General features: G+C 53.5%; 22 protein-coding genes and 1 pseudogene. 16 read left to right on the top strand and 7 right to left on the bottom strand.

The window, feature by feature from the left end:
* The 7 genes from B1526_RS00970 to B1526_RS00945 form a co-directional block, all read left to right on the top strand.
* A partial coding sequence (locus tag B1526_RS00970) for an ATP-binding protein (protein WP_162287912.1) occupies positions 1 to 515 on the top strand: 515 nt, incomplete at its 5' end.
* A gap of 274 nt (positions 516 to 789) precedes the next feature.
* Positions 790 to 1,620 carry a DUF4422 domain-containing protein gene (locus tag B1526_RS00965; RefSeq protein WP_157908662.1) on the top strand — a complete coding sequence of 277 codons (831 nt, stop codon included), beginning with the start codon at positions 790 to 792 and terminating at the stop codon, positions 1,618 to 1,620.
* A 118-nt stretch (positions 1,621 to 1,738) separates the two neighbouring features.
* Positions 1,739 to 2,848 carry an EpsG family protein gene (locus B1526_RS00960; RefSeq protein WP_095614264.1) on the top strand — a complete coding sequence of 370 codons (1,110 nt, stop codon included), beginning with the start codon at positions 1,739 to 1,741 and terminating at the stop codon, positions 2,846 to 2,848.
* Between the two features lie 171 nt (positions 2,849 to 3,019).
* The gene (locus B1526_RS09045; protein WP_157908660.1) at positions 3,020 to 3,187 is read left to right on the top strand and encodes a hypothetical protein; all 168 of its coding nucleotides are present in this window, start codon (positions 3,020 to 3,022) and stop codon (positions 3,185 to 3,187) included.
* Entirely contained in the window at positions 3,174 to 4,082 is a 909-nt protein-coding gene (locus B1526_RS00955; protein ID WP_095614263.1) for a capsular polysaccharide synthesis protein, read from the top strand. The genes B1526_RS09045 and B1526_RS00955 overlap by 14 nt, the downstream gene beginning before the upstream one ends.
* A gap of 13 nt (positions 4,083 to 4,095) precedes the next feature.
* Positions 4,096 to 5,082: a glycosyltransferase family 2 protein gene (locus B1526_RS00950; RefSeq protein WP_157908659.1), complete on the top strand. Its 987-nt coding sequence runs from the start codon at positions 4,096 to 4,098 to the stop codon at positions 5,080 to 5,082.
* Positions 5,083 to 5,096: 14 nt separating this feature from the next.
* The gene (locus tag B1526_RS00945) at positions 5,097 to 5,966 is read left to right on the top strand and encodes a glycosyltransferase (RefSeq protein WP_095614261.1); all 870 of its coding nucleotides are present in this window, start codon (positions 5,097 to 5,099) and stop codon (positions 5,964 to 5,966) included.
* Between the two features lie 104 nt (positions 5,967 to 6,070).
* Here B1526_RS00945 and B1526_RS00940 read toward each other — a convergent pair whose 3' ends face one another.
* Complete coding sequence (locus tag B1526_RS00940) at positions 6,071 to 7,093, bottom strand: glycosyltransferase family 1 protein (RefSeq protein ID WP_268802215.1); 1,023 nt, start codon at positions 7,091 to 7,093, stop codon at positions 6,071 to 6,073.
* Between the two features lie 378 nt (positions 7,094 to 7,471).
* Complete coding sequence (locus B1526_RS00935; protein WP_095614259.1) at positions 7,472 to 9,292, bottom strand: AMP-dependent synthetase/ligase; 1,821 nt, start codon at positions 9,290 to 9,292, stop codon at positions 7,472 to 7,474.
* A gap of 261 nt (positions 9,293 to 9,553) precedes the next feature.
* Here B1526_RS00935 and B1526_RS00930 point away from each other — a divergent pair, with 261 nt between their 5' ends.
* On the top strand, positions 9,554 to 13,135 hold the full coding sequence (locus tag B1526_RS00930; protein WP_095614258.1) for an ABC transporter ATP-binding protein/permease: 3,582 nt from the start codon (positions 9,554 to 9,556) through the stop codon (positions 13,133 to 13,135).
* Between the two features lie 49 nt (positions 13,136 to 13,184).
* Complete coding sequence (locus B1526_RS00925) at positions 13,185 to 13,886, top strand: hypothetical protein (RefSeq protein WP_095614257.1); 702 nt, start codon at positions 13,185 to 13,187, stop codon at positions 13,884 to 13,886.
* A gap of 89 nt (positions 13,887 to 13,975) precedes the next feature.
* Here B1526_RS00925 and pdxT (B1526_RS00920) read toward each other — a convergent pair.
* The 4 genes and pseudogenes from pdxT (B1526_RS00920) to pdxS form a co-directional block, all read right to left on the bottom strand.
* Positions 13,976 to 14,455 (bottom strand): annotated as a pseudogene (pdxT, locus tag B1526_RS00920) (pyridoxal 5'-phosphate synthase glutaminase subunit PdxT); the annotation flags it as partial.
* Positions 14,456 to 14,616: 161 nt separating this feature from the next.
* Positions 14,617 to 15,861: an acyltransferase family protein gene (locus B1526_RS00915; RefSeq protein WP_095614255.1), complete on the bottom strand. Its 1,245-nt coding sequence runs from the start codon at positions 15,859 to 15,861 to the stop codon at positions 14,617 to 14,619.
* A gap of 121 nt (positions 15,862 to 15,982) precedes the next feature.
* On the bottom strand, positions 15,983 to 16,633 hold the full coding sequence (gene pdxT, locus B1526_RS00910; protein ID WP_095614254.1) for a pyridoxal 5'-phosphate synthase glutaminase subunit PdxT: 651 nt from the start codon (positions 16,631 to 16,633) through the stop codon (positions 15,983 to 15,985).
* Between the two features lie 18 nt (positions 16,634 to 16,651).
* A complete protein-coding gene (gene pdxS / locus B1526_RS00905; protein ID WP_095614253.1) occupies positions 16,652 to 17,527 on the bottom strand; it encodes a pyridoxal 5'-phosphate synthase lyase subunit PdxS in 876 nt (291 codons plus the stop codon).
* A 298-nt stretch (positions 17,528 to 17,825) separates the two neighbouring features.
* Between pdxS and B1526_RS00900 the strand changes: the two genes are divergently transcribed.
* From B1526_RS00900 to B1526_RS09040, 4 genes are all read left to right on the top strand, one after another.
* A complete protein-coding gene (locus B1526_RS00900) occupies positions 17,826 to 18,764 on the top strand; it encodes a restriction endonuclease (RefSeq protein ID WP_157908657.1) in 939 nt (312 codons plus the stop codon).
* A gap of 714 nt (positions 18,765 to 19,478) precedes the next feature.
* Positions 19,479 to 19,973 (top strand): hypothetical protein, encoded by a 495-nt coding sequence (locus B1526_RS00895; protein ID WP_133088395.1) that lies wholly within the window; start codon positions 19,479 to 19,481, stop codon positions 19,971 to 19,973.
* Positions 19,974 to 19,985: 12 nt separating this feature from the next.
* Positions 19,986 to 20,351 carry a hypothetical protein gene (locus tag B1526_RS00890; RefSeq protein WP_133088392.1) on the top strand — a complete coding sequence of 122 codons (366 nt, stop codon included), beginning with the start codon at positions 19,986 to 19,988 and terminating at the stop codon, positions 20,349 to 20,351.
* Entirely contained in the window at positions 20,348 to 20,494 is a 147-nt protein-coding gene (locus tag B1526_RS09040; protein ID WP_157908656.1) for a hypothetical protein, read from the top strand. The genes B1526_RS00890 and B1526_RS09040 overlap by 4 nt, the downstream gene beginning before the upstream one ends.
* Before the next feature lie 295 nt (positions 20,495 to 20,789).
* Here B1526_RS09040 and B1526_RS00885 read toward each other — a convergent pair whose 3' ends face one another.
* Positions 20,790 to 21,995, bottom strand: coding sequence for an acyltransferase family protein (locus B1526_RS00885; RefSeq protein WP_157908655.1), 1,206 nt, complete (start codon positions 21,993 to 21,995; stop codon positions 20,790 to 20,792).
* Between the two features lie 156 nt (positions 21,996 to 22,151).
* On the opposite strand from B1526_RS00885, the gene B1526_RS00880 reads away from it, so the two are divergent.
* From B1526_RS00880 to B1526_RS00870, 3 genes are all read left to right on the top strand, one after another.
* Positions 22,152 to 23,543, top strand: coding sequence for a Maf family nucleotide pyrophosphatase (locus B1526_RS00880; RefSeq protein ID WP_095614248.1), 1,392 nt, complete (start codon positions 22,152 to 22,154; stop codon positions 23,541 to 23,543).
* 49 nt (positions 23,544 to 23,592) lie between these two features.
* The gene (locus B1526_RS00875; RefSeq protein ID WP_095614247.1) at positions 23,593 to 24,339 is read left to right on the top strand and encodes an HNH endonuclease family protein; all 747 of its coding nucleotides are present in this window, start codon (positions 23,593 to 23,595) and stop codon (positions 24,337 to 24,339) included.
* Positions 24,340 to 24,441: 102 nt separating this feature from the next.
* Complete coding sequence (locus tag B1526_RS00870) at positions 24,442 to 25,806, top strand: Nramp family divalent metal transporter (RefSeq protein ID WP_095614246.1); 1,365 nt, start codon at positions 24,442 to 24,444, stop codon at positions 25,804 to 25,806.
* Positions 25,807 to 25,843: the final 37 nt, after the last annotated feature.

The raw sequence follows: 25,843 nt of genomic DNA, 5'->3' as shown, positions 1-25,843 counted from the left end.
AACTCACCAGCCTCGAGTTCCTCGACCACGCCCAGGACCTCGTCTTCTACGGACGCACCGGACGAGGCAAGACCCACCTGGCCACCGCCCTGGGCGTCAAAGCCATCGGACAGGGACGCGCCGTGCGCTTCTGCCAGACCGCCGAACTCGTCCTGCAACTGGGCAAGGCCAAACGCGCCGGCAGTCTCGATCAGATCCTCAAGGACCTGGCCCGCGCCGATCTGATCATCCTCGATGAATTCGGCTACGTGCCCTTCGACATCGACGGCGCCCGCCTGCTCTACCAGATCATCGCCGGCGCCTATGAACGACGCAGCATCATCTTCACCACCAACATCGAATTCGGCAAATGGGGCACCATCTTCGCGGATGACAAACTCGCCGCCGCGATCGTCGACCGCATCGTCCACCACGGACGCCTCATCGAATTCCACGGACCAAGCCGACGCATGAGCGAAGCCCTCATGTTCGACCACACCAACAACCAATCAACCACGACCAGCATGCCCCAATGACCAAAACCGAAAAAACTACATGACCAAAACCAAAACACCGACTTGACAAAATACAGGTAACTTGATACAACAGAATGGGAGGGAATAGGAAGAACGGACGCATAAGCACGGTAAAAGAAGGTGTGTACCTCAGAGATGATAGCATTTGGTGCGTGGCAGTAGGAGTAGAAGTGTATTGAGTCACAAGCATGAGCGGGAACCGCGCATGGAATTCATGTGTTGCGAACAAGCAATGGACGTAAGGTTCGGCACTGGAGGAGATTGGATAACAGGTATGACGAGTAAAGCAATCGCGGTAGTAGGCGCGAAACCGGTCAGCCTTCCCAGAGATGAAATGTATGTCGGCGTGCAGGTTGGAGACGGCGCTGACATCGAGGGGTGGGAACGTGACAACACGGGGATTAACATATCTCAGAAGAATCCAACATATTGCGAACTGACTGCTCATTATTGGCTATGGAAGAATTCCGATGCTCAAGTCAAGGGCCTCATGCATTATCGCCGCATTCTTGGATCTCCTGGGGTGAGAGCAGTTCCTTTTGAATCAATGGATGAGAGAAAAGCAAAAGCTCTAACCAGTGAAGATGTTGATGAACTTTTAAGTCAATATGATGTTATTTTGCCCAAAGCCCATAATTATATCAGTGAAACAGCCCTTGAGCATTACGAAAAGACACATATTACAGGATATTGTTTTGATATAATACGTGAATATATGAAAGAAAACGAGACAGAATATCTTTCTGTTTTTGAGAGTGTGCTGCAGCGCAAAAGTTCACACCTCTTCAATATGTTTGTGTCTCGAGCCACGACCTTCAATGCATACTCGGCATGGTTATTCCCGGTATTGGAGTATGTTGAAGAGCGCACTGATGTGTCGACATATTCTGCATATGAACAACGTGTGTATGGGTATCTTAGCGAGCTCTTGCTTGACGTCTGGATTGAGGTCAACAATTTTTCCTGCGTCGAAGTCCCCGTACTGTTTCTCCAGCATCAAAATCTTCCGAAGCGATATGCAATCGGTTTACTGAAAAAGATGGGAATTATGAATCCCGCCAAAAAAGAAATTCAAAGACTAGATAAAGCAAATCGTAAAGGTTGAGTGATCTACCGCAGTATCTCGTTATAGTATATATTCTATCTTCAGGAGAAGAGTATTGAATAATAAGGCCTTATGTGTATCCAAGTCACGTGTACATACATACGTGCCATGAGGAAGTATGATGATTCTATTCGTTATGTTAAGCGCGTCAGCGTTGTTCGCTTTTTTGTCTTCTTCCCATGTCCTTAATAGGTACTATTCAGCATTCTTTTCCATATGTTCGGTTGTGTCAGTTTCTGTATTGAATGGAATCCGAGATTTATCAATTGGTACTGATTTAGGTGTATACGGTAACAATGTTTTTATACAGGCGCGCGCCAATATGCTCAGCTTCCATGATTATATGTTTGAATGCAAAGCAATTGGTATGACAGAATACGGTTATGCAATATTTAATTACATTATCGCGCAATTTTCTTCCAATATACATATATTTTATTTTTTGCTAGGTATTTTCGTTAACAGTATATTTTATATATCAGGTTTCAGGAACCGTGAGCGTATACCATTTTCGATTGCATGGATTACATACTTGATGATAATCTATCCTGCGACTCTCAATTTGCTGAGACAAGGTGTAGCCTTAGCTCTTATATCACTTATGGGAAGTTTTTTGCTTTCCAACAAGAACATCAGTGCACTTCTCTGTATACTTGCAGCGTGCTCATTTCATAATTCAGCAGTATTTGCTTTTATTATATATATATTTATATATCTAATATGTAGAGTAAATGCTGCGCATAGGCAGAATATGATTGTACTTGTTTTCTTGTGTGTTTCTGCTTTTGTTCCAACAGTAGTTTCATGGCTTGATAGTAAAGGTTTGCTTTCTGATAAATACTCACAATACGTGGTTGATACATCTTTGTCGATAAGTTTAATCAGTTCCTTGATTGCTAGAATTCCCTTTTTTGTTCTTTCTGCATACTACTTAATAAAAGAAAGGAGTGATTCTAATAAAATAGACAAGAGTCTTTTTGGTATTGTCGGAGCAGAGCTTCTTCTTCTTCCTTTGCAAAACATATCATCAAGTGCTTTTAGAGTTGCTTTATATTATGGCGTCTATAAGATTCCAGGGTATCCTTTATTATGTAAAAAGTTCCGTGGTATGAGCAAAATAGCATATATCATTTATGTCATTTATCTAATGTCCTATTTTTATATTCAGACTATTAGAAATGGCTCTGGTGAGATATATCCCTTTGTTGTCGCGGCAGATACATTATGACGCATATGCAACAATATGATAAATATGAATTGCTCATAACACATAGGATTCGATGTCGTATCAGTATGAATGAAACCAGCCACTGTACTTATATAGTTCATGATAGTATATGTAACCGCAGCTCATCGGGAGAAACTGCGTGCAGTCTGAGCCGTTAGGGAGTTGTTACGAATGGAAGGTAAACTCGTAGGTGTTGCCGGAGATACACCTTTCACTGCACTAGATGATGTTATCGATTTTTCTGCACGTTATCTGAAGGTGGCATTGCAAAAGATCCGAAGTGTTGATTCGATGAACGAGGAAAAGCGAAGGATGGGGAGGGACGATGATCTCCAATGAGTTTTCTCTCTTTATCAGTAAGGGGCTGAAAAGGGTGCCGTATGCTGAGGGTCTCGCACGACGTTACAACAGAAGGCGGCATGAACAGATCGAGCGGCAGATTCGTCCTCTATGTGAGAAGGTGCAGGAAAACTTTGATGATACAGCGCTAGGAGAGTGCACTGAGACGCGCGATGATGGACCGATCTGGGTGTTTTGGTGGCAGGGGGAGCATGCGGCTCCTCAAGTGGTGCGCGTATGCATCGAAACAATGCGGAGGCATGTCTCCGATCGAGATGTTGTGATAATAACGAAAGACAATATTCGAGAATATTGTAATCTTCCTGATTATATTTATGAAAATGTGAATAATCACAGCATTACGCTCACTCATCTTTCTGATATCGTTCGTTTCAACCTATTGCATCATCATGGTGGACTATGGATGGATGCAACCTTGTATGTTGCAAACGCTCTGAATGAAGACCGTTGCTTTGGCCCATTCTATACGTGTAGCGGATTTGATGATCCGACACATTTCTTTGTGACAGAAGGCAAATGGACTGGTTTCTTTATAGGTGGATCGGCTGATGAGCCTCTATTCGCATTCATGAATTCATTCTTCCTTTGCTACTGGAAAACACATACTGAATTGATTGACTACTTCCTCATAGACTACGCGCTACGATATGCCTATGAGCATCGAATAGGCAGCCTTTGGAATTGGACGAAGACGCAAAACGGGAAAGATGATCCAAAGTTGTTTGATTTGGCTCCGCTGATGTCCAAGGAGTTTGACTCAACTGTATGGGAACAACTGACGTCTGATACATGCGTGTTCAAATTGTCATGGAAGAAGCCGAAAGCATTCCCACGCGGTTCGTTCGGTGATGCGCTAATCAATAATTATGCATAAGGAGATAGAAGAAATGAAGACACTGTCTATCGTCATTCCTGCCTACAACACTGGTGAACATATAGCAAAGTTGATGACGCAACTTACCTCACAGGCCAATGATGAGGTGGAGGTGCTCGTCATTGACGACGGTTCGAAGGACAACACGCTTCATATCGCCAAACGATATGCCAATGAGTATATCAGGGTGATTCATCAGGCCAATCAAGGGGTGGGCCCGACGCGAAACCATGGCATCGAGAAAAGTAATGCTCGATATGTATGGTTTGTCGATGCGGATGACAGCATAGCGGATAACGCGATCGAACTGATACTAAGAACGATTCATGAGCATCCTGTAGATTGCTATGTATTTGGATATGAAAAGATTTTTGCGAACAAGAAAACAATCGTATCAAATTCACAATCGATAGAGTATGGTAGTATACGGTCAATTGCTCAAAACTTTGATAGAATATTTAGTGAAAGCTTGGTTAATGTCTTATGGAACAAGATCTTCAAGCTTTCTGTCATAAAAAATAATGATATTCGCGCTAAAAAGCTTCGGTCGGGTCAGGATGCAGAGTTCTGTTTGAGATTCTTTGCCCATGCTGAATCGCTCTATGTCTGCAATCAGCCCATCTACAAGTATGTGTTGATGTCCTCCTCTTCATCGTCGTTTAAATTCCAAGATACGTTTTTTGCTGATCAGGAAGCGATGTATGCGGCATTGAATGATTACGAGCGAAAAACACATGCATATGTGAGAGGGATTAAGGAATTCTGGAAGCTGCATGCAGCCATCGGCTTTTACAAGAATTGTTATAACAGCCTGCCGGTCAAGAGGTATCGTCCCTTCAGGAAAGTAGTGAAGGCGCATATGCCCGAGTACCGACGCATGATTGAATCGCTTGAGTGTACGACTTCGAGTTTCGATATTCGCCAGCTGGTATCGGCATCCCCGTTCCTCTCCTATTTATATATCAAACGTAAAATCAGCAAGGCACAAAAGGTGAAGTAGTTTAAGGATAATACATGACTGCAAATGTTCGTTTCGGTTTTGTCGTACTGCACTATCTTGTAGATGACGAGACGGCGAAGTGTATTGACTCCATTCGACAGCTCCCGTCCAATCATTTGATCCATATCACGGTTGTGGATAACAATTCTGACAATGGAAGTTATGAAAGACTGTTGAGAAAGTACGATGGTGTATCAAATATTCATTTTATACACAATAGTTATAATTTGGGTTTTGCGCAAGGGAATAATATAGGATATAAGTACTGTGTCGAAACGCTTAAATGTAACTTCGTCTGTGTAATTAACAACGATGCATGCGTGAAATCTGATAATTTTGTGGATTTATGTGTCGAAGATGCTCAGAACCCTTGTGTAGGGGTGGTCGGCCCGGATATCCAATCTGGGAAGAATGATATTCCTCAAAATCCAGTGTATTCTATTATCGACACTCCGAAAGCGTTACAGAAGTTTCATCGCTATTTGATTTGCAGAAGTGTTCTCTCTGCTCTCAATCTATTCGATTTATTCAATAAAGTTGTCGTATCTCGTAAAAGGGGAAGCAACGTTTCTTCGCGTGAACCTGCTCAAGCGGCGCGTCCTTATAAGTTGCATGGGGCTTGTCTTGTGTTCACCCCATCATTTATAGGACATTTTAATGAACCTTTTGATTCTCGAACTTTCCTATATCTCGAGGAAGATATTCTCTATATTCGTTGTAAGAAAGATGGGCTTACGATGCTGTATGATTCGCGAATCAAAGTGTATCATCGGGAAGATGCATCTACCGACGCACAGGTGAAACATAGCGATTATTTGAAAGAATTGAATACGATGAAGTACCAGCTTCAATCATATAATGTGCTCAAAGAATACATTAAATAGTTTCTTCCATCTTGATGTATTTTCCAGTGATACTATCTGATGAGTCAAGATGCCAACGTCTCGTACCATTTCTGCAATCTCGAGGCGCTTTCTTGGATATCATATCATTTCCGCATGAATTGAGTGACATCGACGCATCGACTGTGATTGCTTTGACTGAATGCATCGGTCACGGCGTGTGCCCACGCTGCTGTTGTCAGTTCCAGAGGAAGGACAGTGACGAGTTCTTTGTCAATGAATGCCTCGGGGGTGACTTTATCGGACGATACGATAGGTAGACCTGCGACTTGTGCCTCTATCATCGTCAGCGGTAGTCCTTCGTAGAGAGAAGGGAAAAGCAAGGCGTCGAAGGCGCTGTACCAAGCGTTGGCATTGCTTTGATTGCCAAGTAGCATCACGTGATCGGCTATGCCGAGCGCGGCAGCCTTCTGTCTGATGGCGCGCATGAGATTGCCGCTGCCCAGTGCGACGAAGACCGCGTTCGGGTCTGTGCTGACGAGTTCGGCGACGACATCCATGGAGAAGCTGTAGTTCTTTTGTGTGGTGAACCGACCGATCTGTCCAAGGACATGTTTGTCTTCAAGCCCGTACTTCTTGCGCAGTTCCAAGCGGTGTGATGCGTTGAAGGCATAGCGTTGCAGATCAATCGCATTCTTGATGTAATGCACGTTATGTTCCGCCACGGCTTTCTTGCCAAACAGCCAAGTGGCTGAATCGAGGCTGCAAGCGGCAAGGTGGGTGGGATAGGTTTTTGAGTAGAGTCGTAGCACCTTTTTGGCCGTGTTGCGGAGAAGCTCCTTGTTGTTGCTTGTGCTGTGGCTATGTGCGATGCGGACTGGTATGCCGATTCTTTTTGCGACGCGAAGCGGGAAGATGCTGAGCGCGTTAAGATTAGAATGCACGATATCTGGATTCGTTGTTTTCAAGATTCGCGCCAGCTCCTTTTCGAAACCTGCGAGATGTGTAATGGGGGGAACGTAGAACACTCTCCCTCCGAGCTTTTTGATTTCATCGATAGGGACGTAGGGAGAGCCTTCGTAGACAATGAAATCATAATGAATCTTGGAATGATCAAGCAGGCGATAATGGTTCATGGTCGTCGCTTCGACGCCACCGCCCCCCCATATAGCCCATGATATGAGTCACGCGGATAGGATCAGACATGGTTGAGTTGGTTCCCTGTGCGCCGTTCACGTTATGTTCTTCCCGTAGTCGTAGTACTTATCGTAAGCTCTATGACGCATAGTATAGTGGCGCGCTGACTAAAGATAGTTGTGATGGGTGAATATGCTTACGTCTATTTGATATAAAATATTATAGATTGGTATTGCAATTTTACAGTAATGATGAAATTATAAATTATATATTCACATCGAATGCCGTTGATAGTCGATGTCCTAGATGATAAAAGGGCAATGTGCCGCTTATGCATTGAGCGGCACACGTTTTGTTGACTTTCTTGAGAAAGCCCCTAGGTAAGCGCTAATGCTTCTCGTCTCGCGTCCTCACCGCTTCCCCGCATACACATCCCCGTCGATGACCTCTGCGAACACCTGGTTCACTTTCGGCCTGACGACTTTGAGCGATGGTGTCAGGCAGCCGTTGTCCTGGGTGAGCTGCACGGGAAGCACGGCGAATTTCCTGACGGATTCAGCGCGTGACACGTCGGCGTTCGCGAGGTCGACGTACTGCTGGATTTCGGCGACCGTTTCCGGCAACGTCGCGACTTCGTCGATTGTGAGGTCGGTGGGGAGCTTCTGTGTTGGCAGCCAGCTCGCGACGCCTTCCGGATCGAGGGTGACGAGTGCGGATATGAAGGGGCGTCCGTCGCCGATGACGACCGCATGTTCGACGAGCGGGCATGTGCTGATCTGTTGTTCGAGTGGAATGGGGGAGACATTCTTGCCGCCCGCGGTGATGATGATGTCCTTCGCGCGTCCGGTGATCGTGATGTGGCCTTCGTCGTCGATCTGCGCGAGGTCGCCTGTCCGGAGCCACCCGTCCGAGGTGAGTGCTTCCGCGGTCTTCTCGGGGAGATGATGGTAGCCGCGGAACACGTTCTGCCCTTTGACTTCGAGTTCGCCGCTCGGGGAGATACGCACCGACGATCCGGGAACCGGCTGTCCGACCGAACCGATCGCGAGGTCCTCGACGCGTGTGAACGCGAATGGCGCCGCCGTTTCCGTCATGCCGTAGCCCTGTACCATTGGGATGCCGATGCCGTTGAAGAAATGCAGCAGGTCGGTGCCGATCGGCGCTCCGCCCGACGCGAGGTATTTGATTCTGGGGCCGAAGGCCGAACGGATTGTCCGGTAGACGGTCGCTTCATATTTCGCATGTTCGGCGCGCTGTGTGATGGTTGGTTTGACGCCGTCCTGTTCCATCGTCGACCATGCGATCGCCGCGGCCGCCGCTTTCGCGAACATCCGTCCTTTCCAACCGGTTCCCGCTTTGCGTGACGCCGCGTTGTACACTTTCTCGAACACTCGCGGCACGGCGAGCACGAACGTCGGTTGGAAGACCTGCATGTCCTTGAGGAGCGTTTTCGTGTCGCCGAGATAGCCGACGACACCTTCGTCCGACGCGATCGTGAAATACTGGATCATGCGCGCGAAGCAGTGCGCGAGCGGCAGGAACAGCAGCAGACGCGCTTCGCCTTCGATGACCTTCGGCATGCACTGCTGCGCCGAACGCGTGATGCTCGTGAAGTTCCTGTGGGTCAGTTCAACGCCTTTCGGCGTTCCCGTCGATCCGGACGTGTAGACGATCGTCGCGAGGTCGTCGGCGTGCACGGTCGCGATGCGCGCGTCGAGTTCCTCATCCGAGACCATGACGCCGAGGCCTTCGAGGGCGTCGAGCGCTTTCGCGTCGAGCATGAGGATGCGTTCGAGCGATGGGCACACGTCGAGCACCGAGTCGAGGTTGTCGAAGCGTTCCTGGTTGTCGGCGATCGCGAGCTTCACGTCGGCGTCATTGAGGATGCGCTGCGCCTGCGCGGCGGAATCGGTATCGTAGATCGGCACCGTCACGGCACCGATCGCGGCGAGCGCGAAATCCAACAATCCCCATTCGATGCGCGTCGTCGAGAAGATCGTAACGGCGTCGCCTTTCGCGATGCCGAACTGGATGAGCCCTTTCGCGATTGCACGGACTCGCGCGTCAAATGCGCCGGCCGTCATCGTAGCCCATGTACCCGTCTTGTCTTTGTACTCGGCGAGTGGAAGGTCAGGTCCTGTCTTGGCGATGCGGTCGGTGAGCATCGAATAGACGGTTGCGGAATCGGAAACGGTCAGGGCGGCGCCGGGAGTCGTGAATTCGGTAAGCATCAAAGTCCTGTCTGGAAAACGGTCGCGTAAGCTACGCCATCGTAAGCTGACGCGCGCGTGCGCGGCATTGTGAGAAGGGACAAGAATCGCGAGAACAGTTTTGTATGAATGGACAAGCTGTGAGCAACGTCGCGGAAAAAATCGTGTCTGGGGTCTGTTCAGCGCGTGACAATCCTGCTAGATTGACGGATGGTTGTCGTGTTCCGGCATACGGACGCACATTGAGACACGTTGAGATAACAGACGGACAGGGAGCAAACGATGGTCGACAAACGACTCTTCACCCTCGTGCCAGACGTCAGAATGCTCGTCATCGCGAAGATCGTCTGGCTATGGGTCGGGTTGCTTGCGGACATCGCGCTCGCCGCGAGCCTCGTGATGATCGTGGCCCCGCTCATCGGATACCATGGTTCAATTGCGGTCGTCGTATCGGATATCTGGGTGTGGTGCGCCGTGTTCATCGTTGTCGCGATCGTGCGTGTTGTCGCGCACCGTTTTGCAACGGCACTCGGCACGAAGGCCGCCGAACGCGTCAAACTCGGGTTGCGGTCGGCGCTCTACAGGAAGATGTTGCGGCTCGGGCCGTCGTATGCGCAACACACGCGCACGTCGGACGTCGTGCAGCTCACCGGCGAAGGCGTCGACCAGATCCAGAGTTTCTTCGAATCGTTCCTGCCACAGCTCGGTTACGCGATTCTCGCACCGCTCACGTTATTCGCCGTCATCGCGCCGATCAATATGCCGACGGCCGTCACCTTGCTCGTATGCGCGCCGCTCATCGTCATCATCGTCGGCCTCATTGCGATGCGCACGGCGAAGACGTTCCGCAAATACTGGGGCAAATACACAGACATGGGCGCTGTGTTCCTTGACGATCTGCAGGGCCTCGAAACGCTCAAGACCTTCGATGCCGACGAGCGTGCGGCGAAGAAGATGAGCCGCGAAGCCGAAGGGTTCCGCGTCATGACGATGCGCGTCTTGCAGATCCAGCTGCGCTCGCTGACGGCGATGGACGTCGTCGCTTACGGCGGCGCGGCGGCTGGCATATTCGTCGCCGTATGGCAGGTCATGCATGCGGGGCACAGCGCATTTGGCGCAATGTCCGGCGCATGCTCGGTGTTCGATGGTCCGATGCTCGGAGTCGCAGGCGTATTGTTCGTCATCCTGATGTCGGTCGATTTCTTCCTGCCACTGCGCCAACTCGGCTCATACTTCCACGTTGCGATGAACGGCATGGCCTCAAGCAAACGCATCTTCGCGTTGCTCGACCTTCCCGAACCGACATACGGCACGAAAACGCTGCCGGCGCATGGCACGTTCGGTGTGCGTACGGAATCGCTCGGCTTCGCGTATGCGCAAACAGAAGGTGCACATGCACTCGATGACGTCACGATCGATGTAGCCGCGCGCTCGCTCACGGCGATCGTCGGTGAATCCGGATCGGGAAAGTCGACATTCGCGGCGCTCGTCGCAGGTGAACTCGAAGGGTACACGGGGTCGCTCGCCCTCACCAATGGCGATGAGACGTATGAACTCAAGGACTGCTCGGAGAACGCGCTCATCAATGCGGTCTCGATCGTCGGCGCGCGCAGCCATCTGTTCACAGGAACGTTGCGCGACAACCTGTTGATGGCGAGACCGGACGCGGATGATGGCGAACTGCGGTGTGCGCTCGCCGATGCCCATATCCTCGACTTCGTCGACGCGCAATCTGCGGGTCTGGATATGCGCATCGAACAGGACGCGGCGAATCTGTCGGGCGGCCAACGGCAGCGCATCGCCGTCGCGCGCGCATTGCTGCGCGATACGCCCGTCATGGTCTTCGATGAGGCGACGAGCTCGGTCGATGCCGAAAGCGAACGCCTCATCATCGAAACGGTCCACAAACTCGCCGCGCGCAAAACGGTCCTGCTCATCACCCATCGCCTCGCCGACGCCGTCGACGCGGACAATATCGTTGTGTTCGACCACGGGATGCGTGTTGAAACGGGGACACACGATGCACTCATCGCCGCCGATGGCACATATGCGACGATGTTCCGCGCACAGACGAACGTCGAACACGTCGGCAAACGCGGTGCACACACCGGCATCCGGTATGCGTCACAGGATGCGGACGTGCGTATGCGTGCGGATGTGTCGAGAACGGGCGCCTCGGAGACGACGGCGGACGCGGATGCGCGTGCAACAGCACACGAGGATATGCCGACGTCGCAACTCATCGGCAGATTGCTTGGACAGGTCGGCGCGTTACGGCCATTGATGATTGTTGCGTGCGTGTTCGGTACAATCGGACACGTCGCCGCGACGTTCCTGCCGGTATTCGGCACAATCGCGCTGTTCGCGGCGTTCGGTCGTCCGGTGTGGGGAATGAGTGCGGGGTGGGCGCTCGCGTTGATGGTCGTATGTGCGCTCATCCGCGGCGCGATGCGGTATTGCGAACAATACATGAACCACAATCTCGCGTTCCGCTTGCTCGCCCTGTTCCGTGGGAAGATGTTCGCGGCGCTGCGCAGGCTCGCACCGGCGAAACTCGCGGGCAAAGGCAAAGGCGACCTCGTCTCGATGGTCACGACCGACGTCGAACTCCTCGAGATCTTCTTCGCGCATACGATTTCACCGACCGTCATCGCCATCTCGACGACGCTCATCTACACGGTCGCGCTACTGTTCCTCAGCCCATGGTTCGCGCTGCTGCTCGTGATCGCACATCTGCTCATCGGCGTCGTCGTACCGAAGCTCTTCGCGGGCACGTTGCGCGGCATCGGCACGCGTCTGCGTGAGGAATCGGCGAAACTCGACGACATCGTCCTCGACGACATGCGAGGTCTTGAGCAGATCATCCGCTTCGACCAGGGCGAAACGCGACTCGCGCGCATCGACGCGAGTTCGCGGGCGTTGTGGAAGCAGCGCGTCGCATTGAGCGCGCGGAACGCGACCTATGGCGGCGTCGACCATGTCATCATCGTGTTCGTTTCGGCAGCGGCAGCGTTCCTCGCACTTGCGCTCGCGCTCACGACGGGCGCGGATATCGCGGCGGACGTGACGGCGCTCGTGCTCGTCGTCAGTTCATTCGGGCCGACGCTCGCATTGAGCGCGCTCCCGGCGAGCCTCACGCAGACGTTCGCGTCGGCGCGGCGCCTGTTCGCGTTGATGGACGAGGCGCCGGCGGTCGTCGAACGCGGCACGCTCGCGCCGCAGTACGACGGCATGCGGATGGACGGCGTGACCTTCGCCTATCGCGACGGTGCGCCGGTGCTCGATAATGTGACGCTTGACGTGCCGGTGTCGGGCATCCTCGGTCTGCGGGGACCGAGCGGACGCGGCAAGTCGACGATGCTCAAGCTGCTGATGCGCTACTGGGATCCGCAATCGGGCGCCGTCACGCTTTCCGGGGATACGCTGCCGACCGTGGACGCGCATACGCGGCGCAAATTGCAGACGATGATGAGCCAGGAGACGTATCTGTTCGACGGTACGATCGCCGACAATCTGCGGATCGCGGCACCCGACGCGACGGAGGACGATATCCGCGAAGCGTTGCGCAAAGCGTCGGTGCTCGGACTCGTAGACACGCTGCCACAGGGCGTTGATACTCCGGTCGGCGAACTCGGCGGACGGCTTTCCGAAGGCGAACGTCAACGCATAGGCCTCGCGCGTATGTTCCTGCGCGACGCGCGGCTCTATCTGTTCGACGAACCGACGAGCCGCCTCGACTCGCTCAACGAAGCGTACATCCTGCAGTCCATCAACGAACTCGTCGAGGAAAGCGGTGCAGCCGTCGTCCTCGTCTCGCACAGGGAGTCGACGATGAAGATCGCCGACGAGGTGCGCGTCGTGTGAGGGTGAGCGGTCCGCGGAATCCAAATGGGCCTGTGTACAATGGTGACGCATGATGTTGATGATTCGGGAGGACGATCTGACGCTGGTACTTGCCAAGCGTCGTAACTTCATCGGAGTGCGCCCTCTCTGGGATTCAATTCTCATCTTCATCACTGGTTTGTTCTACATTCCCGCAGCTGTGGTGATACCTAACGAAATATGCAAATGGATCATGATCGGTTTTGGTGCGCTGGTTACGGGGTATGGAATAGTGGAGATTTGTGGACGGCGTTTCACCACTGAAAACTTGTACAAGGAGATAGCCGGAATGAACATCATCAGCAGTTCTATCGTTGCGATTGCTCAACCTGGCGTCCCTGATTCAAATCAGTATTTGCTGTATTATGATGCAGGTTGGGATTGCTGGTTCTTCCCGAATCGGAGCTCCACTCCGGACATTTCGGACGATGAGCGTGATCTCTTGAACTATTTGAATACCGAGTTCAAGATTCCGGTGCAGGATTGCACGCTTGACCTACATGGCACTGAAGAAAGCACAAAGCAATCTACCGAGCATAATGAGGAACGGCACTATCTCTATCGCTTTTATGCAGGTGTTGTGCGGACGCTTCCCGAGCAGTGGTCACTGGAAGGTGAATTCGAAATCGGCGGCCATCGGTGCAAATGGATGACCATCGCGGATATGCTTGCGGATGAACGCATCAATGCGATCAACCATGATGTCGTGACGGCGGTGCGCGACAAGCTGTGATTTCTGGAATTGGCTTGGCTGTAAATACAAGGTGGCCTGCGAGATGCAGGCCACCACTTGTCTGTTTGTCTGTGTTTGTTTGGTCGCGCTTAACCGAGCGTCAGGAAATACTCGTGGATGCGGGTGTCGTCGGTGATTTCCGGGTGGAACGCGGTCGCGAGGATGTTGTCCTGTTGCAGTGCGACGGCGTTGCCGCCCGTGCTCGCCATGACATGCGCGCGTGGGCCAACTTCGGCGACGAATGGTCCGCGGATGAACACGAGCGGGAAATCGGCGATCGTGCCGCTTGGTGCGCCATCGGCACCGAATGTCGTGATGTCTTCGGTCGTCGCAAACGAACCCAGTTGGCGGCCGTATGCGTTGCGGCGGACGGTCGCGTCGAGTGCGCCGAAGTAGACGTTCGGGTCGTTGTCGAGGCGCTCGGCAAGTAGGATCATGCCTGCGCATGTGCCGAAGACCGGTTTGCCGGAAGCGATATGCGCGGCGATCGGTCCGAACAGGCCTGTGGAACGCAGCAGCTTGCCCTGCGTCGTGCTCTCACAAATTAGTTTTACTATGGTTTCATGATATAGTCCGACGGTTCTGACTTGGTTCGAAACGGGTAACTAACGGATAACTCGAAAAAGACGCCAAGACATACTTACCGCTCAATAGCCAACACATACCATAATCAACACGTTATGACCTATATCGCAAGATACTCGCATCTCAATATCGTCAATACATCGAATCATTGCTGGGGGATTGGTTCATCCGCTTGATTGGCGAGCTCTTTGCCTGGAATGAGGGCATCTCGGGGTAGAGGCTTTGTCATTATCGTATTATAGATGTGTTGAGCCCATTGCTGAGATGTAACAAACTGACAAAACATTTCAAAACAGCGTCCTTTATGGCGATCTACCGTAATTCGGAATAATCCTTGTCGAATGAAATCTATAATACTGCAAATGGTAAAAATACCCAGAATGGCAGCAAAGAATACTGCAATCATATATCGATTATCGTAGACATTCTCTATACCAATTCTTGATTGCCAGATCATTTTGATTACTGCCGGATAATCGTGAACGAGATAGATGCCGAGAGTAGTTGTGGCAATGGTATTAATAATTTTGTTTACAAAGAATTTCTTCTCACACAACACGATAGTACCAAATCCTATCAATAATATAGGGAATTTGATACAACTTTCTGCAAGATATATAGAGTTATTACGTATAGAAGTGTTATGCAATACGGTTCCTGCGATTTGGATTGCTCCGATTGACAGTATGAGCATCGAAACGCCAGCAATAAGCATGGTCCATGCGGCTCTGGTACTGCAATCATCAAAATACCAGCGGTAGAAGGAGATGAGAACATAGATAAACAGAAAATTCGTGAAATCGTTTGCTCGGCTTTCGAGAATTCCTAGGGGTAAGATACCTGCAATCAGTCCCCATCCAATCAATATGATTATACAAAGTGATAAATGGGCACGCTTGCCGATTGCGTGTAATCCTCGTGTGATGGATGGGCTAAGTAAGAGAAAGATGATGTATGCTGTGACGTACCACCATATTGTTGCGGTAGCGGTGGGGAATATAGATTCAAGAATAATGGATAGACTTAGGTACTGACGACCTAAAAAATGAAAAACAATTACTAGTCCTAACGAGTAGAAAAGTACCTCGCGCTCAAGAAGCCATGATCGCTTGAGTGCTTTGCGTGTCGATGGTTGTTTCTCCATGCAAAGATACCATGCTGAAATGGAGAAGAAAATAATTACGCCAATCTTTCCGAGAGATCCAACGATTAGGAAGAAATACGATTTGAGAGAAAAGGGCGGAAGATTGTGGTTGAAAATGAACATTGGTGCCACATAATGGGATGAGATGATCATGAACATGGCCATGATGCGGAGTAACTCAATGCTGGAATTGCGTTGCGTTGCGTGTTTTGGTATTGTTTTAACTTTTGGTCGTGCAGATGTCATCTCACATTGCCTTTCTCTCCTTCTTGCGTTACTAACAACTTCACTCAATAATGGATGTAATTGTTGTAACTCAGGGGATTGTTGTCATTGATACACAGAGTATAACGCCGAAGGCAACATATTATAGAGTTAGAAAGAACTTGTGCATCATTGTATCTGACGTTATTTCCGGGTGGAATGCTGTCGCCAGAATCCTGCCCTGCTGGATGGCTACCACGTTGCTGTTCGTCTTGCACATGACATGCGCGCGTGGGCCGACTTCGGCGACGAACGGACCGCGGATGAACACGAGCGGGAAATCAGAAATTGTACCGCTTGGTACGCCGTCAGCGCCGAATGTCGTGATATCCTCGGTCGTCGAGAACGAACCCAGTTGGCGGCCGTACGCGTTGCGGCGGACGGTCGCGTCGAGTGCGCCGAAGTAGACGTTCGGATCATTGTCGAGGCGCTCGGCGAGCAGGATCATGCCCGCGCATGTGCCGAATACCGGCTTACCGTCTGCGATATGCGCGGCAATCGGCTCGAACAGGCCCGTGGAACGCAGCAGCTTGCCCTGCGTCGTGCTTTCGCCGCCGGGCAGGATGATGCGGTCAATCGCATCATCGAAGTCCTCGGCCGCGCGCAGCAGCTTCCACGGCGCGCCGAGACGGTCGAGCATCGCGGCGTGCTCGGCGAACGCACCCTGGACGGCGAGGATGCCGGCGACGCCATGCGTCACGGCATCGACACCGTCGGAATGCTCTTTCGAAATATAGGAAACGTCAACAACCATCGGTTCCGCCCGTGTCCGTCACTCGCCGCGCTGGGCCATGATGATGTCGATCTCCTCCTCGTTGATGCCGACCATCGCCTCACCGAGGTTCTCGGACAGGCGGGCGAGGAGGTCCGCATCCTGCCAGTTCGCGGTCGCCTGGACGATCGCGGCGGCGCGCTTCGCGGGATCGCCGGATTTGAAGATGCCCGAGCCGACGAACACGCCTTCCGCGCCGAGCTCCATCATCAGCGCGGCGTCGGCGGGTGTCGCGACACCGCCTGCGGCGAAATTGACGACCGGAAGACGGCCGTTGTCATGCACGAACTTCGCGAGCTCGAACGGCACAGCGAGCTGTTTCGCCGCCTCGTACACCTCGTCGTCGCGCAGCGAGACGAGCTCACGGATCTGCTTGTTCATCGTGCGCATATGGCGCACGGCCTGAATGACGTCACCGGTACCCGGCTCGCCCTTCGTGCGAATCATCGAGGCACCCTCCTCGATGCGGCGCAGCGCTTCGCCGAGGTTCTTCGCGCCGCACACGAACGGGACGGCGAACTCGTTCTTGTCGATGTGGTAGACGTCATCGGCGGGGGAGAGGACCTCGGACTCGTCGATGTAATCGATCTCGATCGCCTGCAAAATGCGCGCCTCGGCGATATGCCCGATGCGCACCTTCGCCATGACCGGAATCGAAACGGCCTCCTGGATGCCTTTGATCATCGCGGGATCACTCATACGGCTCACACCACCGGCCGCGCGGATGTCAGCAGGGATACGCTCGAGCGCCATGACGGCGCACGCGCCCGCATCCTCGGCGATGCGCGCCTGCTCGGGCGTCGTGACGTCCATGATGACGCCGCCCTTGAGCATCTGGGCGAGATTCTTGTTCAGTTCGTTGCGGTTGGCTTCCATGGAGACCTTCTTGGGTTTTTCGGATATGCGGTTGGTGGTTGCGCCAGGCATGCGCGTGCCCACGCGGATTGCGCAGGCGACGACATCGGAACCTTCCCGGACGCGCGTGGGCGGATCAATGGTGCTCGCGCGCGACCTCTACGACAGATACCACACGAATGTGTGGAATACACGTGCCATGTTCAGTAGGTGGGCGGATGAGAGAGAGGTTGGAAGAGAAAGACATAGTCTGATTGGTGGCAACAGTACGGCACGAGTATTGGAATGATGCTCGAAGAGAAAACGGGTGATGATGACTATGCCAGCAGAGAGCATGCAGCTTGACAGCATTTGGAAATACTGTGTTTTGGTGGTTGGTGCCATCGCTGTGCTCGCATTGGTAGTGTGGTTGGTGGATATCATCCATCAAAAAATATTACGCAGCAAATTCAATAAACAATACGACGTTACTGTTCCACGTGGTGTGCGCATTGCGCGTTATCGCGGAGACGGGGATCCGATAGGGACTTTGACATTGCGATTTCCATATTGGAAAGCGGCCAAGCGCGATGGTACGCGTGACCAGCGTACCAACAACACATCCATCTGCTACCAAAAATCATTGATTGATATTGGGACATGGGAATTAAGCAGTAAGAATCCGTTCGTGATGTATCAAACCGCGCTGGCGTTGCGTGCACAAGGACATGCGGTTGGGTACTGCCGAGTGGAGCGAAAAAAGCGTCAAGCGGTTATGGAGCAGGTGAATGCGCAGCGTACAGCTACCAGTGTCGCCAACATCGTGGCGCAATTCAAGAATCAACCTACCGATTTTGAGCCATTCTGCGCCGATCTGTTCCGAAAGCTGGGTTGGCATGCGGAAGTGACACCTCCTGTGCGGGATGGGGGATATGACCTCAGGATGGTGAATCCTCAAGGCATCAGCTATATCGCAGAGTGCAAATGTTATGAACCCACCCATCGTGTGGGGCGTCCCATCATTCAGAAACTGCAGGGCGCAAATTCGACGGTGATGGCACAGGGCATGATGGTGATCACGACAAGTGGGTTCTCGCGTGACGCTATTGCCTACGCAAATCAAGTTGGCGTGCAACTGGTTGACGGTGATGAACTCGTGCGGTTGTGTGCACAGGCATTTGGTCAATCTGATGTGCAACCAATACCTGCGGAGGCCTTCACATTGACGAGGAATGAGTTGATGGAGTACATCCCCGCGGATATGCGCGACAGATTCTGAATTGTATTCGTATGGGACTGCAGTTTGTGTGAGATGCTCCCCAACGGTATATTGATAGTGCTGAATCGGGAATCGGTTCACTTCGGAAATCTTGTGGCGCGCACTTGAAGCTTCATTCCGTTGGATTCCCCTCCGGTGAGGTGCGTTCTTTTCGGTGCCTCGTTAGGTGGCGACCGGCTGCTGCATCCTTGTGGATGCGGCAGCGGTTGCATTGTATGTGTGTGCTCTGTGGCGCCTCTGTGCTGGTATGTATCTCTTGGTCTGTGTGGGGTCATAAATCGGGATTGCAGAGATGTGGAAGGATTTGTGAAGCGCCACGGATGCAGTGGTGGTGATGGTGCGTGAGGATGTGATCTGATTTGATTCAAACTGGTTGGTCGAGGGGTTGATTTGGTTGGAAATGTGCGCATTGGGGTGATTGGTGATATGTGTGGTGTCTCCAAGACATCTCCGCGAACTCATATATCTGGAATATGGATCGAAATCCGATTTGTGAGGAGACAGGAAAAGTACCCTCGCGCCACATATTGCATGTTGGAGCACGCACGCTGATATATCCACAACATTGTGCACATCATGGGGACATCATGGGGAGTGGAAATGGTGGGAATCCACATTTCCACAGTGGTAGTGGGGGAGATTGCGGCATCAGAAACCACGAATATATGGTGGTGAGCCGTTATGTGTATTCGTAGGACATAGGAGAGCAACGCGATGGGGATGACAACGTTCGGGGCGAGTGAGGAGTTCACAGAGGATGCGTGGGATGCGATACCTGTGGATGATGAACGGAGAGAACCGATTCGGCGGTATGGACGTGTGGAATCCAGAAACAACCCATATCCGTTGCTCAAGGCGAATCTGCGGGAGCGCACGTCGTCGATGATGCGAAAGTGCATGCACGGCGGAACCGCGTATGTGTACAGCGGCACGACGGCACTGCGGCTGTTAGGGGTGGAAGCACCAGAGGATCTGAAGGCGCCGGGCGGCACATGGGATGATCCGCCACGTCCGCAACGGGATGATTGCTTGGATGTCGTCGTGCGCGCTGACAAGGATCGGCGTGCCGTGCAAGGCGTGCGCATGCATGTGCGGAAAGCACTTGATGATTCCTGCGTGCAGCTGTTGGCGAATGGCGTGCAATGCCTGAAGCCTGCGGCGGCGTGGGCGTCGGTCGCGCGGGAGGCGACGAAACTGCAACTCATCTAAATCGCGGAGTCGATGGAACGGTATGGATTGGCGACGCTTGAGGAATTGGCTGCGTTCGTGCGCGAATATCGATTCCATGGCAAAAGCCGGTGCCAGCTTGCGCTCGCAATCGCACAACCCGGAAGTGCATCGGTCAAGGAGACCGAGTTACGGGTGCGGTTGGAATTGAGGGGGATTCGTGGATTCTCCATTAATTGCACAGTGTTCGGTTCGGCGTATGACACAGGTGTCGAGCATACGTTGGATCTCGCGTTAGAGAAATATCGGGTGGGGCTTGATATCAAGGGGATCAGCATCGTTCGGACTATCGGCAGTATCGGAGGGATCGCGACAAGCATGGTGCGTTGGCGGCGTTGGGATGGCAGGTGTTCGAAGTGACACAGGATGATCTGAATTCCGAGGATGCGGTGGATAGGCTCGCGATGCGCATCATGTGCGTCATCGCATCGCGGACGGGTGAACAGCCGCATATTGCGCGACTCACCTATGCGCGCATCGCCGATGCGCGCAGGAGGAAGTGAGTGTGCGGGCGTGTGCGAGGTCATATATCGGAGTTGGGAGTGTATGAGGATTTTGTGAATTCAGCAAGATGGTATCGGAGAGCAAGTGCCCACGGTATATGGGTGGAAATGGTTGATATTGATTGGGGCTGTAAGTTTCTGGAGGTGATGTGGTGAAAAATGTGAGTATTGGTGGAGGGTGGGAAAGAGGCGGAGTTCATATATCGGCCGTGGGGTCGAAGTGGCGATATATGAACTCCGTGGAGCGGATCGGTGGATATGTGCAGCCGGGAACGCCGCGTGTGGTACGAAACCCTTATTCCAAGGAATTGAGTGCCTTGGTCTCAGTGGGGTAATCGTTCATGAGTTTCGGCAGCGACTGGACCCAGGACCAGTGGGCCACCTTGTTCCAAAGTGCGTCGAACCAACGTCCCGGATGCCGGTCCACAGTGAGAGCGAACAGCCCGCGACGTATAAAGTCGCACAACGTGCAACCTGCATACACGGCGAGCAATATGCCGATGACATACAGCGGCATGAACGGCTTGTAATATATGGTTTTCAAATCAAATACATTAATCCACAGCCAATTGCGCATGGCTGGATACTCTGAGATAAGATACACCGCAAATGCTGACTTTGCGATGAAGTTGATTGGTTTATTGTAAAAGTGCATGTGGTTGAAGAGCAGGAACATCGGGATACCAATCATGAGCGCGGGGAGCGAGAAATCGATGAACGGTGTGTATTTGTCACTGATGGCGGTCCGCATAGTCCCGCTGGTGCATAGCATGGCACCATATTTCACAAGATAACCGAGAACACCGATTGCCAGACCCGCGACGAGGATGATCCACAACTGTTTGTTGTTGAGTTTTTTCAGGTATAGCTTGTAACAGGACAACACAATGAAGATATAGATGAACCCGAACACGTTGATGGTGAAAAGGCTGAATATGGACAGTGGGAGCATACTCAGCGGTCCGAGGGCCAGCAGGAGCATCAGCGCTAATTGGCAGTGGCGCTTGCGTCCCATGGTCCGCAGCGCATATTGCAGGAACGGCAGCACGGCGAGGAACATGACATATGCGGTCGCATACCACCACAGGTTGGTGATGACAGGAAGGAAACTGGACAGTGTGGTTACAGGGGATAACGGTGACCGACGGATGCATACAAACACCATGAGCAATGTGAGGCTCCAGAACAACAGTTCGCGTTCCATGAGCCATATGTGTGTGAAATTCTTCTTGATGGACTGCTCCGAGCTGATGAGGAACCATGTGGAGATGGAGAAGAATATGACAACGCCTATTTTACCGCCATTGAGGAAGAAGAAGGAGAATACTTCCCGGGCAGGTGCCAACGGAAAAGCTGATAGACGGCTTCCATTGTGCAAGACGAAGTGATGCGACAATATCATCACCATCGCGATGATGCGCAATAATTCAATGCTTGAATTGCGTCTCGTATGCGTTGTCGATGCATGTCGTGCTTTTGCGACGACCATGTTTTCGGTCATGGATATCCCTCCATTAATACTTCTCTCTGTATCCATTTTGCTGGTCCATATCGACTACCATGACGTAAAACACATGCGCATATTGCAATGTAAGACAGATAAACGGCAGGGTGGTCGGGCAACCTCTTGCGCAGGGCCTTGCAGTATGGTGGAACCATGAGCATTCCGTTGATTCTTGCCTCCAAATCCCAGCCGCGCCGCGATGTGCTGTTCAACGCAGGCATCTGCCCGACGATCCGCGTGTCGCATGTCGATGAGGACGCCGTGCTTGAACGCAGGGCGCGGGAGGAGGGCGTGAGCGTGGACGAGTTGCCGATCGCCGACAAGGTGTGCACGTTGTCCCGTGCGAAGGCGATGGCCGTCTATGAGATCTACTGCAACGTTGTGCGCACGGCCTCGGAGGCCACAGGTGAACGCGTCATCGGCCGTCCGCTCGAAGTGGCCTCGGAGCAGACGGTGGTCGACGCGGGGTCGCCGGCCGCCGAATATACGGCCGAAGCCATCGCTTCAGCGCAGACACGCGATTTCTCCGGCGTCGACATCCCCACCGAATGCGAACCGATCGACACGACCGGCGGTCTCGCCGACCGCAAGGTCGGTCCGCTCATCCTCGGGTGCGATTCGATGTTCCTGCTCGACGGCCACGCGTATGGCAAACCGCATACCGAGGCGGTCGCGCGCGAGCGTTTGCAGAAGATGAGCGGCGCGACGGGCGAACTGTGGACCGGGCATACGCTCATTGATTTCGCGACCGGACGCGTTGAGACGGCGGCGAGCATGGCGACGCTCACGTTCTGCGAGTTCAGCGAGCCGATGATCGACCGCTACATCGCTTCGGGGGAGCCGCTTGAAGTGGCCGGTTCGTTTACCTTGGACGGGCTTGGCGGCGCGTTCATCGATTCGATAACCGGTGCGCCGAGCGGCATCATCGGCCTGAGCCTGCCGCTCGCACGTGAGCTCGTCGAACGCATGGGCATCGAATGGACCGACCTGTGGAATGTGACGCGTGATGAGCGGTTCCCGCAATCCTCGTCGAAGGCTCCGAAGACGAACGTGCACCAGCCGGGCGACGGTTGGATTGAATGCGCATGCGGTCGCAGGCATTGGGGTCTCAATGGCGCCGCCGGCGTGCTGCTCGCGCGCCGCGACGCGGCAACTGGCAAGGTCACCGACATTGTCATGCAGCACCGCGCCGAATGGAGCGCCGAAGGCGGCACGTGGGGCATTCCCGGCGGCGCGATCGCGGACGGCGAGTCGACGCTTGAAGGCGCGCTGCGTGAGGCCAACGAAGAGGCGAACATCACGCCGGAGGACATCGAGGTCGTTGGTTCGTATTGTGAGGATCATGGGCCGTGGTCGTATACGACCGTGTTCGCGTTCGAGAAACCGGGACACACGGTGCGACCGAAAGCGAACGATGACGAGAGTATGGAAATCGAATGGGTCGATATCGATGATGTCCCCAACCACCGTCTGCTCACGGCGATGCGCACCGATTGGCCGCGCTTCCGCGAACGCATCGACGCACTTGCCGCAGCACAACAATGACATCGCCGACGATTTGATTTTGCGGTGAAGAACGCGTAGACGTACAGACATGACACGCAGACGCTCCAAGCATTTCGGCCGCAACTACATCAACAGCGCGGGCCTGTTCGAGCGGATCCTCATCCTGCTCGTGATCGTCATCGTCATCGGTGTCACAATCGGTGTGCTGCTGCCGCGTATCAGCCCGAAACTCGCCGAACTCACCGGTCGGTACCAGGCGACCGGAACGGCCGCGGAGACGCTCGCGAAACTCACCGTCGATGACCATCCATCAACGAAAGGCTACGACCGCGAGAAATTCGGCTATCGACAGACGGACACCGACGGCAACGGCTGCGACGTACGCGACGACGTGCTCGCGCGCGACCTGACGAACGTGACCTATACGAAACGCGGTGGCTGCAAAGTCAAATCAGGCATCCTCGAAGATCCGTACACGGGAACGGAAATTCATTTCCAACGGGGCAAGGACACGAGCGCGGCCGTGCAGATCGACCACGTCGTCGCATTGCAGAACGCGTGGCAGTCGGGCGCGAACACATGGGACGCGAGGAAACGCTACCAATTCGGCAACGACATGTTCAACCTCATCGCCGTGGACGGCGCGGCGAACCAGGAGAAATCGTCGGCGTCGGCGGCGTACTGGTTGCCGACGAACGGCGCATACCGTTGCGAATACGTCGCACGGCAAATCGGTGTGAAAGACAAATATGGACTGAGCGTCACATCACAGGAGAAGCGTGCGATGCTCGCCGTATTGCATGGCTGTCCCGGACAGGCGATACCGGAACGATGACCTGCCGGACACGCTGATTGAGCGGGCCGCGAACATACGTCAATTCGTCATACTGGGCTTCTAGGAATGCTGGATAGGACACGGCGGACAAGGGAGCGGAAGATGGCACGGCGAGACGGCGGAACACAGCGGCCCAAGGCGGCCGCGAAAGGCACGGACGCTGTGGAACCGGTGGATATCGACACGGTCGCGCTCGACGCGGAAGCCCGACAGGACATCGCGATCGAACGCAAAGACGAAGGAAAACCGGAGAAGGCCGCGCATGCGCTCGCAAGCATGCTCGGACCGGCGTTCGTCGCCGCGGTCGCCTATGTGGACCCTGGCAACGTCGCCGCGAACCTCACCTCGGGTGCGAAATACGGGTACATGCTCGTCTGGGTGCTCGTCGTCGCGAACTGCATGAGCGTGCTCATCCAATACCAGGCGGCGAAACTCGGCATCGTGACCGGCAAAAGCCTGCCGCAGATCCTTGGTGAACGGATGGGGGCGGCGGGACGCTTCATGTTCTTCATGCAGGCGGAAGTGATCGCGATCGCGACCGACCTCGCGGAGGTCATCGGCGGTGCGATCGCGCTCAACCTGCTCTTCGGCATCCCAATGCTGCTTGGTGGATGCATCATCGGCGCCGTATCCACATTGCTGTTGTTCTTTCAAGGCGGTGAAACGCACAAGGTCTTCGAACGGCTCGTCATCGGTCTTTTGCTTGTCATCACGTTCGGATTCATCGCTGGGCTTTTCCTCGACCCGCCGAATCCGCTTGAAGTGGCTGAAGGCCTCATCCCGCGGTTCTCCGATGGCGCCTCGGTGCTCATGGCGGCGTCGATGCTCGGCGCGACGGTCATGCCGCATGCGATCTATCTGCATTCGACGCTCGTCAACGACCATTTCGGCAAAGGCACAGACAGGCCTGGCGTGCCCGAGATGATGCACGGCAGCCGCATCGACGTCGTCTGGGCGCTCGCGATCGCCGGGACGGTGAACATCGCGTTGCTCGTCATCGCGGCGAATTCGCTCTATGGCATGGGCGGCACCGACACGATCGAAGGCGCGCAGCATGCGATCGCGCATGTGCTCGGACCGGGCATCGGCACGATATTCTCGATCGGACTGCTTGCGTCGTCGTTGTCCTCCACGTCCGTCGGCACCTACGCGGGCTCGGAGATCATGAAGGGGCTGCTGCGGGTGAAGGCGCCGATGTGGGCATGCCGCATCGTGACGCTTGTGCCCGCGCTCATCGTGCTCGCGTTCGCGAGCAACCCGACCGAGGCGCTCATCGTCGGCCAGGTCGTACTGTCAATCGGCATCCCGTTCGCGATCATCCCGCTCATGAGGTACACGCATGATCGTGAGATTATGGGCAAATACGCCGATGGCACCGTCAAGCACATCATCTGCCTCATCGTCTGCGCGGTCATCGTCCTGCTCAACCTCGTGCTCATCGTGCTCACGGCGATGGGAAAGGCGTAAAGGGGAGGGGAACTTGCATATGCGGCCAATTATTATC

This window comes from Bifidobacterium criceti (assembly GCF_002286935.1).
Classification (GTDB): Bacteria; Actinomycetota; Actinomycetes; order Actinomycetales; family Bifidobacteriaceae; genus Bifidobacterium; species Bifidobacterium criceti.
The sequence above is the reverse complement of the archived record's forward strand: the minus strand, read 5'-3'. Positions and strand labels throughout refer to the sequence as shown.

Coding starts and splice junctions, on each gene's coding strand:
- B1526_RS00965 (WP_157908662.1), top strand. CDS start 790: ATGACGAGTAAAGCAATCGCGGTAGTAGGCGCGAAACCGGTCAGCCTT.
- B1526_RS00960 (WP_095614264.1), top strand. CDS start 1,739: ATGATGATTCTATTCGTTATGTTAAGCGCGTCAGCGTTGTTCGCTTTT.
- B1526_RS09045 (WP_157908660.1), top strand. CDS start 3,020: ATGGAAGGTAAACTCGTAGGTGTTGCCGGAGATACACCTTTCACTGCA.
- B1526_RS00955 (WP_095614263.1), top strand. CDS start 3,174: ATGATCTCCAATGAGTTTTCTCTCTTTATCAGTAAGGGGCTGAAAAGG.
- B1526_RS00950 (WP_157908659.1), top strand. CDS start 4,096: ATGAAGACACTGTCTATCGTCATTCCTGCCTACAACACTGGTGAACAT.
- B1526_RS00945 (WP_095614261.1), top strand. CDS start 5,097: ATGACTGCAAATGTTCGTTTCGGTTTTGTCGTACTGCACTATCTTGTA.
- B1526_RS00935 (WP_095614259.1), bottom strand. CDS start 9,292: ATGCTTACCGAATTCACGACTCCCGGCGCCGCCCTGACCGTTTCCGAT.
- B1526_RS00930 (WP_095614258.1), top strand. CDS start 9,554: ATGGTCGACAAACGACTCTTCACCCTCGTGCCAGACGTCAGAATGCTC.
- B1526_RS00925 (WP_095614257.1), top strand. CDS start 13,185: ATGATGTTGATGATTCGGGAGGACGATCTGACGCTGGTACTTGCCAAG.
- B1526_RS00915 (WP_095614255.1), bottom strand. CDS start 15,861: ATGACATCTGCACGACCAAAAGTTAAAACAATACCAAAACACGCAACG.
- pdxT (WP_095614254.1), bottom strand. CDS start 16,633: ATGGTTGTTGACGTTTCCTATATTTCGAAAGAGCATTCCGACGGTGTC.
- pdxS (WP_095614253.1), bottom strand. CDS start 17,527: ATGGAAGCCAACCGCAACGAACTGAACAAGAATCTCGCCCAGATGCTC.
- B1526_RS00900 (WP_157908657.1), top strand. CDS start 17,826: ATGCCAGCAGAGAGCATGCAGCTTGACAGCATTTGGAAATACTGTGTT.
- B1526_RS00895 (WP_133088395.1), top strand. CDS start 19,479: ATGGGGATGACAACGTTCGGGGCGAGTGAGGAGTTCACAGAGGATGCG.
- B1526_RS00890 (WP_133088392.1), top strand. CDS start 19,986: ATGGAACGGTATGGATTGGCGACGCTTGAGGAATTGGCTGCGTTCGTG.
- B1526_RS00885 (WP_157908655.1), bottom strand. CDS start 21,995: ATGACCGAAAACATGGTCGTCGCAAAAGCACGACATGCATCGACAACG.
- B1526_RS00880 (WP_095614248.1), top strand. CDS start 22,152: ATGAGCATTCCGTTGATTCTTGCCTCCAAATCCCAGCCGCGCCGCGAT.
- B1526_RS00875 (WP_095614247.1), top strand. CDS start 23,593: ATGACACGCAGACGCTCCAAGCATTTCGGCCGCAACTACATCAACAGC.
- B1526_RS00870 (WP_095614246.1), top strand. CDS start 24,442: ATGGCACGGCGAGACGGCGGAACACAGCGGCCCAAGGCGGCCGCGAAA.